Source organism: Paracidovorax citrulli, assembly GCF_900100305.1.
GTDB lineage: Bacteria > Pseudomonadota > Gammaproteobacteria > Burkholderiales > Burkholderiaceae_C > Paracidovorax > Paracidovorax citrulli.
In genome coordinates, this window is sequence record NZ_FNEY01000004.1 from 132,683 (window position 1) to 145,246 (window position 12,564).

12 protein-coding genes and 1 pseudogene are annotated in these 12,564 nt (G+C 66.7%); 7 read left to right on the forward strand and 6 right to left on the reverse strand.

Annotated elements, in window-relative coordinates; all coding sequences use genetic code 11:
* Window position 1: 1 nt before the first annotated feature.
* The 6 genes from BLR99_RS04135 to BLR99_RS04160 all read left to right on the forward strand — a co-directional run bounded on the left by BLR99_RS04135 (window position 2) and on the right by BLR99_RS04160 (window position 6,809).
* Entirely contained in the window at window positions 2-1,657 is a 1,656-nt protein-coding gene (locus BLR99_RS04135) for an ABC transporter permease (protein ID WP_017438534.1), read from the forward strand.
* 5 nt (window positions 1,658-1,662) lie between these two features.
* Window positions 1,663-2,883 (forward strand): pyridoxal phosphate-dependent aminotransferase, encoded by a 1,221-nt coding sequence (locus BLR99_RS04140; protein ID WP_011796919.1) that lies wholly within the window; start codon window positions 1,663-1,665, stop codon window positions 2,881-2,883.
* A 23-nt stretch (window positions 2,884-2,906) separates the two neighbouring features.
* The gene (locus BLR99_RS04145; RefSeq protein ID WP_011796918.1) at window positions 2,907-3,779 is read left to right on the forward strand and encodes a phosphonopyruvate hydrolase; all 873 of its coding nucleotides are present in this window, start codon (window positions 2,907-2,909) and stop codon (window positions 3,777-3,779) included.
* 156 nt (window positions 3,780-3,935) lie between these two features.
* Entirely contained in the window at window positions 3,936-4,475 is a 540-nt protein-coding gene (locus tag BLR99_RS23850) for a DUF6572 domain-containing protein (protein ID WP_011796917.1), read from the forward strand.
* Window positions 4,476-4,486: 11 nt separating this feature from the next.
* Entirely contained in the window at window positions 4,487-5,188 is a 702-nt protein-coding gene (locus BLR99_RS04155; protein WP_011796916.1) for a MarC family protein, read from the forward strand.
* Window positions 5,189-5,243: 55 nt separating this feature from the next.
* Entirely contained in the window at window positions 5,244-6,809 is a 1,566-nt protein-coding gene (locus BLR99_RS04160; RefSeq protein ID WP_048857691.1) for an MATE family efflux transporter, read from the forward strand.
* Window positions 6,810-6,832: 23 nt separating this feature from the next.
* On the opposite strand, the gene BLR99_RS04165 is transcribed toward BLR99_RS04160, so the two are convergent.
* Both BLR99_RS04165 and BLR99_RS04170 read right to left on the reverse strand, forming a co-directional pair.
* Window positions 6,833-7,807 (reverse strand): tripartite tricarboxylate transporter substrate binding protein BugD, encoded by a 975-nt coding sequence (locus BLR99_RS04165; RefSeq protein ID WP_074686880.1) that lies wholly within the window; start codon window positions 7,805-7,807, stop codon window positions 6,833-6,835.
* A gap of 14 nt (window positions 7,808-7,821) precedes the next feature.
* The gene (locus BLR99_RS04170) at window positions 7,822-8,517 is read right to left on the reverse strand and encodes a DJ-1/PfpI family protein (RefSeq protein ID WP_074686882.1); all 696 of its coding nucleotides are present in this window, start codon (window positions 8,515-8,517) and stop codon (window positions 7,822-7,824) included.
* On the opposite strand from BLR99_RS04170, the gene BLR99_RS04175 reads away from it, so the two are divergent.
* Window positions 8,516-9,481, forward strand: a complete 966-nt coding sequence (locus BLR99_RS04175; RefSeq protein WP_353615166.1) for a GlxA family transcriptional regulator — start codon at window positions 8,516-8,518, stop codon at window positions 9,479-9,481. The genes BLR99_RS04170 and BLR99_RS04175 overlap by 2 nt on opposite strands.
* Window positions 9,482-9,576: 95 nt before the next feature.
* Here BLR99_RS04175 and BLR99_RS04180 read toward each other — a convergent pair whose 3' ends face one another.
* From BLR99_RS04180 to BLR99_RS23360, 4 genes and pseudogenes are all read right to left on the reverse strand, one after another.
* Window positions 9,577-11,250: a methyl-accepting chemotaxis protein gene (locus BLR99_RS04180; RefSeq protein WP_074686887.1), complete on the reverse strand. Its 1,674-nt coding sequence runs from the start codon at window positions 11,248-11,250 to the stop codon at window positions 9,577-9,579.
* Window positions 11,251-11,507: 257 nt separating this feature from the next.
* A complete protein-coding gene (locus BLR99_RS04185) occupies window positions 11,508-12,005 on the reverse strand; it encodes a hemerythrin domain-containing protein (RefSeq protein ID WP_011796910.1) in 498 nt (165 codons plus the stop codon).
* Window positions 12,006-12,227: 222 nt separating this feature from the next.
* A pseudogene (locus tag BLR99_RS23750) lies at window positions 12,228-12,314 on the reverse strand (hypothetical protein); the annotation flags it as partial.
* Window positions 12,315-12,384: 70 nt separating this feature from the next.
* Window positions 12,385-12,540: a hypothetical protein gene (locus tag BLR99_RS23360; protein ID WP_017438262.1), complete on the reverse strand. Its 156-nt coding sequence runs from the start codon at window positions 12,538-12,540 to the stop codon at window positions 12,385-12,387.
* Window positions 12,541-12,564: the final 24 nt, after the last annotated feature.

Sequence of the window (12,564 nt, forward strand, 5' to 3'; positions counted from 1 at the left end):
GATGCTGGGCACGCTGCGTCGCGATCCCGCATGGCTGGCGCTCGGCATCGGCGCCATCGCGCTGCTGCTGGTGTTTCTCGGCTGGCCGCTGGTCGGCATGCTGGCCAAGTCGTTCATCGGTGCGGACGGCCGGGTGGGCATGGACGGCTACGTGCGGTTCTTCGCGGACCGCGCCTACCGCGAGGTCTTCGTCAACACGTTGATCCTCGGCGTTGCGGTCACCGCGACCTCCATGCTCGTGGGGGGATGCCTCGCCCTGGTCGTGGCCCGCTGCAGGTTCCCGCTGGCCGGCCTGGTCACGGCGCTGCCGCTCATCACCCTCGTCATTCCCGACGTGGTGGTGGCGGCTGCCTGGCTGCTGATCCTGGGAAAGCAGGGCCTGGTCAATGCGCTGCTGGCCCCGCTCGGCATCGAACTGCCGACGCTGTACTCCTGGTGGGGCATGGTCTTCGTGATGACGCTGAACAACTACGTGTACGCCTTCGTCGCGGTGCTCGTGGGTTTGAAGTCGATGGACCGCAACCTGGAGGAGGCGGCCCTGAGCCTCGGCCGGCCGCTCCCGCACGTGCTGGGCGGCGTGACGCTGCCGCTGCTGCTGCCCTCGGTGTTCGCCGGCGCGCTGATCGTCTTCACCCATGTGATCGGCAGCTTCGGCGTGCCCGCCATCCTGGGCGCCCGCACGCCGGTGCTGGCCGTGAAGGCCTACAACGAGTTCGTGAGCGAGATGGGCGGCAATCCCCAGATGCAGACCACCATGGCGTCGCTGCTGGTGTGCCTGGGCGCGGGGTTGCTGCTGGTGCAGAAGTTCATCGTCGAGCGGCGGCAGTTCCAGATGGAGGCCGGCCGTACGCCCCCTGCGCTCACCATCCGGGGCGTGCCGGCGGTGCTGGCCAGCGGCGGCGTGCTGTTCGTGGTCGCGCTCTCGCTGCTGCCGGCGCTGGTGGTCGTGGTCACGGCCTTCACGCCCTCCGTGGGGCCGGTGCTGCGCTATGGCGGCTTCACGCTGGCCCATCTGCAGTACGCCCTGGTCCGCGCACCGGAGCCGCTCTACAACTCGCTGTTCCTGGCATCGGTGGCGACGGCCGCGGGCGTGCTGTTCTCGGTGGTCTCGGCCTACCTCATCGTCAAGCGCCGCTCGCCGCTCACGCATGCGCTGGACGTGCTGGTGATGCTGCCGCTGACGATCGCGGGCACGGTGCTGGGCATCGCCCTCATCAACGCCTTCAACACGGGATGGCTGGTGCTGACGGGCAGCTGGGTGGTCATGGCGCTGGCGTACTTCCTGCGCCGCGTGCCCACCAGCGTGCGCGCCGCGGTCGGGTCGCTGCACAACCTCAAGGACTCCATCGAGGAGGCTTCCATGAGCCTGGGCGTCAGCGCGCTCAAGAGCTTCTTCCGCGTGGTGCTGCCCGTCATCGGCCCGTCCGTGGTCGCCGCGGCCGTGCTGATGTGGGTGACCACGCTGTCGGAACTCTCGGCCACCGTGGTGCTGTATTTCGGTGGCATGAACACCATGCCCATCGAAATCTTCCAGCAGATCGACAGCGGGCGCATGGCCCTGGCATGCGCGTACAGCCTCGTGCTGCTGCTGACGATCTTCGTGCCGCTCGGGCTGGCGCGCTGGCTCTTCCGGCTCAAGGTCGGAACTCTTGATTGAACCCCATGACTGATACCCAACCACACCCTTTCCTCGCCCGGCGCGTCCTGGGCGCCAAGCCTTCGGCCACCAAAGAAATGACGCGGCTGGCCAACCAGCTCCGACGCGAGGGCCGCAGCGTCATCGCCCTCAGCCAGGGCGAGCCCGACTTCCCGACGCCGGCGCACGTGCGCGAGGCGGCCAAACAGGCCATCGACCGCAACGAGTCGCGCTACACGGACGTCGCCGGCACCTTCGCCCTGCGCGAAGCGGTGGTCCGCAAGTTCGAGCGCGACAACGGCCTGAGGTACACGCCCGAGCAGGTCCAGGTCGGATGCGGCGCCAAGCAGATCCTGTACAACGCGCTGCAGGCGACCCTCGACCCGGGCGACGAGGTCGTCGTGCCGACGCCCGCCTGGGTGTCGTATCCGGAAATGGTGCTGCTGGCAGGCGGGCAGCCCGTCATCGTGCGCTGCGGTGCGCGCAGCGGCTTCAAGATCACGCCGGAGCAGCTGGATGCCGCGATCACGCCGCGCACCAAGTGGGTGATGCTGAATTCGCCGTCCAATCCCAGCGGTGCGGTGTACTCGCACGAAGAGCTCGCGGCGCTCGGCGAGGTGCTGCTCAGGCACCCGCAGGTCTGGATGATGGCGGACGACATCTACGAGAAGATCCGCTACGACGACACGCCCTTCGCCACGCCCGCTGCCGTGACGCCCGCGCTGGCATCGCGCACGCTGACCATCAACGGCGTATCCAAGGCCTATGCCATGACGGGCTGGCGCGTCGGCTTCGGTGCGGGGCCGCTCGAGCTGATCAAGGCGATGAACCTCGTGCAGTCCCAGTCGACCTCGCACACCAGTTCGATCAGCCAGGCGGCGTCCGTCGCGGCACTCGACGGCCCGATGGACTTCCTGCCGGCCTTCGTCGATGCATTCCGGCGGCGCCGCGATGCGGTGGTGGCCCGGCTCAACGCCATGGAGGGCGTGTCGTGCGAACTGCCGCCAGGCGCGTTCTATGCCTTCCCCGGCGTGCAGGGGCTGCTGGGGCGCCGCGACCGGTCGGGCCACCTCATCGCGACCGATGCCGACCTGGCGATGTACCTGCTGCGCGAAGCGGGCGTGGCCATCGTGCCCGGCTCTGCGTTCGAACTGCCGGGCCATCTGCGCTTCTCCTATGCAGCGTCCGACGAGGACCTGTCGGAGGCGTTGAGCCGTGTGGCTGCCGCATGCGCCGAACTGCACTGAATTCTTCTTCCAAGGGCCCACCAATGACCAAGAACCAGACCCTCCGCGCGGCGCTGGGCAGCGGCACGCTGTTCACCGCCATGGCGGCACACAACCCCCTGGCGGCCAGGCTCGCCGAGGAAGCCGGCTTCGGCGGCATCTGGGGCAGCGGCTTCGAGCTCTCGGCGAGCTATGCCGTGCCCGACGCCAACATCCTGTCCATGGGCACGCACCTGGAGATGATGCGCGCCATCGCCGCCACCGTCGACATCCCGCTGATCGCCGACATCGACACCGGCTTCGGCAATGCCGTGAACGTGCACTACATCGTCCCGCAGTACGAAGCGGCCGGTGCTTCGGCCATCGTCATGGAAGACAAGACCTTCCCGAAGGACACCAGCCTGCGCGCCGATGGTCGCCAGGAACTGGTGCGGATCGAGGAATTCCAGGGCAAGGTCGCCGCGGCGGTGGCCGCGCGCCGCGACCCCGACTTCACGGTCATCGCGCGCGTGGAGGCCCTGATCGCGGGCCTCGGCCACGAGGAAGCCTGGGCGCGCGGCCTGGCCTACGAGGATGCGGGTGCGGATGCCATCCTGATCCATTCGAAGCAGAAGACGCCCGACGAGATCCTGGCGTTCATCGATGGCTGGAAGGGGCGGGTCCCGCTGGTGCTGGTGCCCACGGCCTACCCCCAGCTGACCGAGACGGACATCGCCGCCCTGGGCAAGGTCGGCATCGTGATCTACGGCAACCACGCGATCCGCGCGGCCGTGGGCGCCATGCGCGAGGTGTTCGCGAAGATCCGCGCGGATGGCGGCATCCGCGAGGTTGACCAGACGCTGCCCACGGTAAAAGACATCATCCAGCTGCAGGGCGACGAGCACATGCGAACCGCCGAAGCGCATTTCCTAAGGTAGCTTCACTTCGTCCGGGAGTGGCAGACGCTCACATCCGCTCCCGCCGCATACGATCATGACGCCGATGGCTGGCCTCTGCTGAACCAGGCCGCGCGCCGAGCCTGCAGAACCTAAGGCAGAATCCGGCCAGAACCCGACCTTCCCGGTAGTCTCCTGATGACCGTTGAAAACACCGGGACCGTTGACGCCGTCGGCACCGACAAGGAGACTGGAGAGGTTCGGTTGAGCATCGTCGATCACCTGCATTGGGATGCGGAGCACCTCTGTCTGCTGCAGAAGAAAATCAACGGCTACCTTGACTTCATAGTGTCCGGGGGAATCTACGCTTCATACCCAGACGCCAAAGGCCGTCCACTGGTCATCGATGTGTACACGAAGTTCCGCCCAACGGAGGGCGCGGAACGCTCTCTGCTGGACTTGACGAGCACCGGCGGTATGGCGCAACCCTTGCGCGCGTGTGAAAATCGGATGGGGCGTGCTGATCGCGGGCATAGCTATCAGCCTGCTGCTGGCCGGCGGGCTCAAGTCGGCGCGGACCGCGACCATCTTCTTCGCGTGGCCTTTGCGGGTGTGATCACGCTGACGGCCAACGCGTTGTGGCGCGGCCTGCGCAAAGATCACCAAGAAGAGCAGTTCCGCGAGCGAGCGCTAAGCCGGCGCATGAGGGAGTTCGTCGACCAGACGCTCCCCATCTGAATAGGGACACCGTGACACTTGAACTTCTGGGCGCCTTCGGCAAGAGCTTTCTCTTCGTGATTGCCGCGCTGCTGCCTATCGTGAACCCGGCCGCCACGGCGCCCATCTTCCTGGGCCTGACCGAGGGGGCATCACCGACCACGCGCGCGCTGCTGGCGCGCCGCATCGCACGCAACATGTTCTGGCTGCTGCTGGGCGCCATGCTGGTCGGCTCCTACGTGCTGGAGTTCTTCGGCATCTCGCTGCCCATCGTGCGCGTGGGTGGCGGCATGATCGTGGCAGCGACGGCCTGGCGGTTGCTGACGGCCACGCAGGCCACGGTGGACAGCCGCACCGAACTGGCCGAGAGCTTCACGCCCGACATGGCGCGACGCCAGGCTTTCTACCCGCTCACCTTTCCGGTGAGTTGCGGGCCCGGCTCGATCGCGGCGGCCATCACGGTGGGGGTGTCGCTGGCCGACGCGCGGCTGTCGATGTCGCTGGCGCGGATGGGAGGTGGCGTACTGGCGCTGCTGTCCGTCGCCGTACTGCTGTACTTCGCCTTCCGCTATGCGCAGCAATTGCTCAAGCCGCTCGGCGAGGCCGGCTCGGTGATCTTCCTGCGGTTGTCGGCCTTCATCCTGCTGTGCCTGGGCGTGCAGATCGTGTGGGACGGCGTGTACGAACTGGGCGTCGCGATGTTGCGCGACGGGATGCTGCCACTGAATTCTTGAACTTCGACTTCAGTTCATGGCCTGCTGGCCCTGCAAGGCGTGGGCACGATACCGCATGCCCGCTTCGCCGCCCGTCCTCTCCAGCGCTCCTTCGAGCACCCCTGCAAACCCCTCATCCGCATCCACCCGCGCCCCGACGCGCGACCTGACGCAAGGCCCGATCGGCCGCACCCTGCTGGTCTTCGCGCTGCCCATCCTGGCAGGCAACGTGCTGCAGTCGCTGAACGGCTCGGTCAATGCGGTGTGGGTGGGCCGCTACCTGGGCGAGGCCGCGCTCACTGCCACGGCCAATGCCAACAACATCCTGTTCCTCTTGATCGGCGCGGTGTTCGGCGTGGGCATGGCGGCCACCATCCTCGTGGCGCAGGCCATGGGGGCGCGCGATCCGCGGCAGGCACGCCGTGTGATCGGCACCAGCGCCACCTTCTTCGGCGGCACGGCCGTGCTGATCGCGGCTGCCGGCCCGCCGCTCTCGCGCGAGATCCTGGGCTGGATGGGCACGCCCGCCACCGCCCTGCCGCTGGCAGAGGCCTATCTGCGCACGCTGTTCCTGGCGGTGCCGCTGCTCTACCTGTTCGCCTTCATCTCGGCCGTGCTGCGCGGCGCGGGCGACACGCGCACGCCGTTCCTCTTTCTGCTGCTGGTGGTGGCGCTGGACACGGCGCTTAATCCATTGCTCATCTTCGGCTGGGGCTCCGTGCCGCGCATGGGCATCGCCGGCTCTGCCATGGCCACCTTGGTGGCCAACGCGATCAGCTTCGCCGCGCTGCTGGCGTGGCTGCGCTGGCGCCGGCACCCGCTCTGGATCGGCCGGGCCGACTGGCGGCTCTTCGTGCCCGACGGGCCCATCCTGCGTGCGCTGGTCGTCAAGGGCCTGCCGATGGGCGCGCAGATGGTGATGATCTCCACCGCCATGCTGATGCTGATGGGCCTCGTCAACGCGCAGGGCGTGGTTACTGCATCGGCCTACGGCGCGGCGCTGCAGCTCTGGACCTACGTGCAGATGCCGGCCATGGCCATCGGGGCGGCCTGCTCGTCCATGGCGGCGCAGAACGTGGGCGCCGGCCGGTGGGAGCGGGTGGACGGCGTGGCCCGCAGCGGCACGCTCTTCAACTTCGTGCTGACCGGCGCGATCATCGTGCCGCTGGTGCTGCTGGACCGCACGGCGTTGTCGCTCTTCCTGCCCGCCGGCAGCGCGTCGCTGGAGGCGGCGCGCCATTTGAATCACATCGCCGTGGGCTCGTTCCTGTTCTTCGGCGTCACCTTCGTGCTCTCGGGCGTGGTGCGTTCCACCGGCGCGGTGATGCCACCACTCATCATCCTGGGTCTGGCGCTCTGGGGTATCCGCCTGCCGGTCGCCTATGGCCTGCAGCCCTGGCTGGGCACCGATGCGATCTGGTGGAGCTTTCCGGCCAGCGCGCTTTGCGCCATGCTGATGTCGATGGCCTACTACCGCTGGGGCCGCTGGCGCCAGGCACGCATGCTCACGCCTGCCGAGCCGGTGGTGGCGACCCCGGCCGAAGTGGGTGGCCTGCCGCCTGCGCCGGTCTGCGCGCAGGCAGGCGCAGCGCACGGGTCACCCGGCCGGCAGGCGGTGGTCGCGCACTCGCGCACCACATGATGTCGGATCAGCACAGCACCGGCTCAGTCGGCATACTCCCCAGCTGCCTTGACGGGACCCGCCCAGCGATTGATTTCCTCCTGCAGGTATCGGCGATGGCCGGCGGGCGTCAGGCGTTCGTCGGTCACGGGCTTCAGTCCGGCGTCTGCCTGTTGCTTGCGAAAGGTGGCACTGTTCGTCACCGTTTTCAGCGCTGTTGAGAGTTGCTGGATGACGGGGGCTGGTGTGCCGCGGGGTGAGTACAGTCCATACCAGATGGTCAGCGGAGACTGGGTAATGCCAAACTTCTCCACCGATGGGACTGTCTCCAGCGGCGTGCCGCTGATGGGCTCGCGAACGGTCACGGCGATCGGACGCACCTTGCCGGATTGAATCTGCGGCATCGCTTTGGATGTCAGGTCGCACATCAGATCGACCTGGCCGCCCATCAGGTCGATCATGGCCGGGCCGGTGCCCTTGTAGGGAACTGTCGTCATGCGCAATTTCAAGGATGACTGCAGCAGCAGGCCACAAAGATGCGAGGCCGATCCCATACCTGCGTTGGCCAGGGTCACTCGGGGTTGCTGGGCCATCCAGCGCAGTAGTTCGTCCAGGCTGCCGCCAGGAACTCCGGGCCTGCCGATGAGCACGAGGGGTGACTCGGCAATCACGCCCAGTGGCTCGAAGTCCACGTCGGGCGCGAAGTCCAGCTTGCGGTACAGCGCAGGCGCCGTCGCCATGTGCACATGGTCGAGCAGTACGGTATACCCGTCGGGCGCGGCGCGCTTGGCCGTGGCCACGCCGATGTTGCCGCCGGCACCGCCCTGGTTTTGCACGACCACGGGCTGGCCCAGCAACGTGCCGAGTTGGGATCCAACCTGCCGCGCAAGCTTGTCCATCGGCCCGCCTGCTGCATAGGGCACGATGATCGTGACGGGCTTTTCCGGAAAGGCTGCATGCGAATTGCTGAACCAGAGAGTCAGGAGCAGCACCAACAGGGAACGTGGAAGCGAGGGCATGTAGTGCTCCTGCTTCAGGCCGCCGAGGCAACCGCGGTGCCCATGGCGGTTGCAGCCCGCGCCACCGCCTGGCTGAGCAGGGCATGACGCTCGCGCGTGGCCTTCAGGCAGCGCTCGACGATGCGCGGGGGCGAGGTGCGTGGTGTGCCCCCCTCGAAAGGCGGCTCGGGATCGTATTCGATCTGCAACTGGATCTGCCTTGCCGCATCCTCGTCCAACATGACCGAGACCGCCCTGAGGGCCATGTCGATTCCGGAGGTCACGCCGCCGGAGGTGATGATGTTTCCGTCGATGCAGGTGCGGGATTCGTCGGGAATGGCGCCGAACGAAACCAGAAACTCTCGAGCTTGCCAATGGCATGCAGCACGTTTTCCGCGCAGCAACCCCGCCGCGCCCAGCAGCAGCGAACCAGTACACACGCCGAGGATGAACTTCGCGTCCGCGGCCTGCCGGGCGGTGAAATCCACCCAGGCTGGGTCGACCAGAGCGTCATCGGTTCCCGGTCCGCCTGGCACCACGAGGATGTCGCAGGGCCCTGCATTGTCGAAAGTGGCTGTCGGTGCCAGGGTCAAGCCCCGATCCGAGCGAACAGGATCCATGGTGGGCGAAACAAAGTCGATCTTGAAACCGGGGGCGCGCGCCAGTACTTCGAACGGGCCCGTCAGATCCAGTTGTGTCAAAGCAGGAAATAGTAGAAAGTTCACTTGCATGAAGACGCTCCTTAAAAACCAGACTCTAAAATTGAGGTCCGTTCTGGGTGCGCCAAAAACGGAAGCCATTGCGCCAATTCGGGTGGCGTTTCTGGTGTTTCCGAACTTTCAGCCAATTGACCTCAGCGGCCCTTGGCAGGCCTTCGCGACGGCCAATGAAGAGCTTGCGCAAATGCGCTATGAACTGAGCACATTCGGCCCCGAAGCAACGGCATCGACCAGCGATGGAGGACTGCGCATCCTGACCGGCCATTCGCTCGCGGAATCGGTGAAGTGGCAGCCTCACACGCTGGTCATTCCCGGTGGAGAAGGTGTGCATGCGGCTGCCGGAAACCCCGCTTTGCTCACCTGCCTGAGGGAGCTGGATCTCACGACCGGGCGGACCTGCAGCGTGTGCACGGGCGCGTTCCTGCTGGCAGCCACGGGAATGCTGGACAGGCATCGGGTGACAACCCATTGGCGCACGGCAGAACGGTTACGCCGGGAGTTCCCGCAACTGGATGTGGCAGACGAGCAGATCTTTTGCGAGAGTGGAAAGTATTGGACCACTGCCGGGGTTACTGCCGGCATCGACCTGGCACTCGCACTGGTCGAGCGTGACTGCGGCACGCTCATTGCCCAGCGCGTGGCGCGGCGCCTTGTCGTCTATTTGCGCCGTACGGGGGACCAGCGGCAGTACAGCCAGACGCTCCGGCTGCAAGACAGGGCAGGCGCGCCGTTCGGCAAACTGGTTGAGAAAATCGAGGCCCGGTTATCCTTGCCCTGGACGGTGGACGACATGGCGATGGAGTGCAACATGTCGCGGCGCACCTTCCAGCGGAAATTCAAGGAGAGCTTCGGTGTAGGACCGTCCGATGTCGTCAAAATCCTGCGCGCCGAGCGAGAACAGCAACTTCTCAATGCCGGGCACCTGCCCAGGAAAGAGGTGGCCCGCCAAATTGGATCCCCGAGCATTCGCCGGTGATTCAAAACCGCGGTGGTAATGGCGGCACCATTCGCGGCAGGTTTGAAAATATCGATTGGACTGTGGGCAGGGCGCCCCGCGCGTCGCCCAAGATTTCACGAAGCCGTGCCGGCCGCGGCCAGCGCCAGGGCAGGGCCGGACTGGCTGGACAGCGCCACGGGACGGCGTAACTCCATGGGACCGGAGGAAGCGGAGGCGGCGGAAGACATGGCCAGCCGGCCATCGCCGAGCTGGAACGTCGCCACTCCGCGCACCAGATCCTCGGCCTGCTTCTTGAGGCTGCCGGCCGCCGCGGCCATTTCCTCGACCAGCGCGGCGTTCTGCTGTGTCGCCCGGTCCATCTGCGTCACGGCCTCGCCTACTTGGCTCACGCCCGATGCCTGCTCCACGCTGGCGGCGCTGATCTCGCCCATGATGTCCGTCACGCGGTTGATGGCGCCGACGATCTCCTGCATGGTGGCACCGGCCTGGTCCACCAGCGCGTTGCCGGCCGCCACGCGCTCCACGCTGGCCCCGATGAGGTTCTTGATCTCCTTGGCCGCGTCGGCGGAGCGGCCCGCCAGGCTGCGCACCTCGCTGGCCACCACGGCGAAGCCCCGGCCCTGCTCGCCGGCCCGGGCGGCTTCCACGGCCGCGTTCAGTGCCAGGATGTTGGTCTGGAAGGCGATGCCGTCGATCACCTGGATGATGTCCGCGATCTGCCGGGACGACTCGTTGATGCCCTTCATGGTTTCCACGACCTGGCCCACGACCTCGCCGCCCTGCACCGCGACCATGGCCGCATTCTTGGCGAGCTGGTTGGCCTGGCGCGCGCTGTCGGCGTTCTGCTGCACGGTGGTGCCCAGCTCTTCCATGGAGGCGGCCGTCTGCTCCAGCGCGCTCGCCTGGCTCTCGGTGCGGCCGCTGAGGTCCTGGTTGCCCTGGGATATCTCCGCGCTCGCCGTCGCCACGGCTTCCGCGTTCTGGCGCACATTGCCCACGGTCGTCCGCAAGTGTTCGCGGGTCGCCTCGAGCGCCTGCATCATCTGCGCGAGCTCGTCCTTCCCGCTGGTCGCAAGGGGATGGCCGAGTTCGCCGCGGGCCATGCGCAGGGCCGCGTCCATGCCCTGCCGGGACCGGCGCGACAGGTTGCCCGCCAGCAGGACGGCGATCACGGCGCTGAGCGCGATCATCGCCACCAGTCCGGCCGCGAGTTGCACGCGGCCTTCCCTGTAGGTGGCCGCGGCGCGTTCGGCGGCGAGATCGCTGCCCTTGTTGTTGATGGCGATCAGGTCGTCGAGCGCCTGGTTGGCGGCCCGGTAGGCCACGGCTGCCGGGCCCACGAAGATCGCGCGCACCGCGTCGATGTCGTTGTTCCTTGCGTGCTGCAGTTGCTGCGGCAGTGTCGAGCTGTAGGCCGCGACCTGATTGCGCAGCTCCTCGTAGAGCGGTCGTTCTTCGGCGTTGGTGAAGAGCGGGGCTGCGGCCTCGACGGAGGCATTGAGCGCCGTGCTGGCGCTTTCCACCGCGGCGATCGCCTGCGGCATGGGCGAATTGGGCCCCGTGAGGATCAGGCCCAGGCGGGCGATGCGCAGGGCAGACAGATTCCTGCTGATCGTTCCCGAGGCCGCCACGCTTGGCAGGGACTTCCGGGATATCTCGGTGGAGCGGTCGTTCATGCTGGACAGGTTGGCAACGCCCAGCAGGCTGACGATACAGGCGATGACCAGCACGAGGCCGAAGCCGGCCAGCAGTTTGGTGCGCATCATCCAGTTATCGAGGGTCATCATGGTCTTTCTAAGGGGGAAACGCCGCCGGAGCGGGGGCGGATATGGGGGAGGCGCTGGGGTTGTTATGTGTCTGGAAGCGCTCTGGATGTAATCGTATGTAATTTTATGAGCTCTTCTGTAGGCCGGTTGCCCGACTTGTCCGCACTCGCCTGGTTTATGGCGCCAACACGACAGAACGCCCGCATCCGTTGGGCGGATGCGGGCGCAGCGAGGGGCCGGATGGCTGCATGGGCAGCCCGGCAGGGCAGGCGGACCGGTCAGGCGAGGGCCTGCATTTCCTCCATCAATTCATCCTTGCGGGCCTGCAGCGTGTCGCGCATGGCCACCAGGTCGAGCTTGCGTGCCGCGCGGGCCTTGACGAAGATTTCGTTGCGCTCTTCCTTGACGTGGTGGTCGATGTATTCGCCCAGGACGGTGACCTTGGCGTCGAACTTGTCGTCCATGGCATCGCCGGCCTGGATCTGGGCAATGAGATCCTTGGCGCTGGCGTGCTCGACCTCGGCTTCGTCGAGCAGGTCGGTTTCGCGCAGCGCGTCGCGCAGGGCCGGATAGAAGATTTCCTCCTCGATCTGCGCATGCACGGTCAACTCCAGGCAGATCTGCTGCGCCAGTTCGCGCTTCTTGGCGACGGACGTCTTCGATTTGGAGCCGGCCAGTTCTTCGTACTCCTTGAACATCTTCTTCACCTTCCGATGGTCCGCATCCAGGAGGCTGCAGGCATCGGCAGGGGTCCGCTGGTTCGTCGTCGTGGGCATGGTGTTTTCCTCGTAAGGTGTTGGAAAACCCATTGTCTTTTTACCGTCACGCCTGGCCGTAGGAGCGGCGCCTGTGTGTCCGTCTTCCCATGGCGCTGCGGGCCATGCGACTGGCTCCTGTCGAGCCCGTGCCCGTCCTGCGCGGCACTTGCCGTCACGTGCGATGCTGTCGTTGCGGCCGCGTCCCAGAGCGTAGTCGGGTGTGGTGGTTCCCGCCATGCTGCGCATATCGTTGCAGGCCGTGATGTCCACGGTCGGGGTGCCGGGCAGTTCCGTCCGGATGTCCGCCGTCGATGCGAACGACACCACGACGTTGCGGTGGAACAGTCTTCGTAGAGCGGCAGGCCGGCGGTGCGCACCCCGGTGCCGTCCAGGCGCATCAGGCGTTCGGATTCCGCACCAGCCGTGGAAGCAGGATGGCCTCGCAGAGCAGCCGCGAGGCGTGGCTGACGATGCCGGCATGCCGGTCGGTGCCGGATGCCTCCGCGTAGTGCGTGTCGGTGGGGCAGGGCAGGGTCGCGTAGATCGATGGCATCCCCTGTATCGGCATGGAACGCCT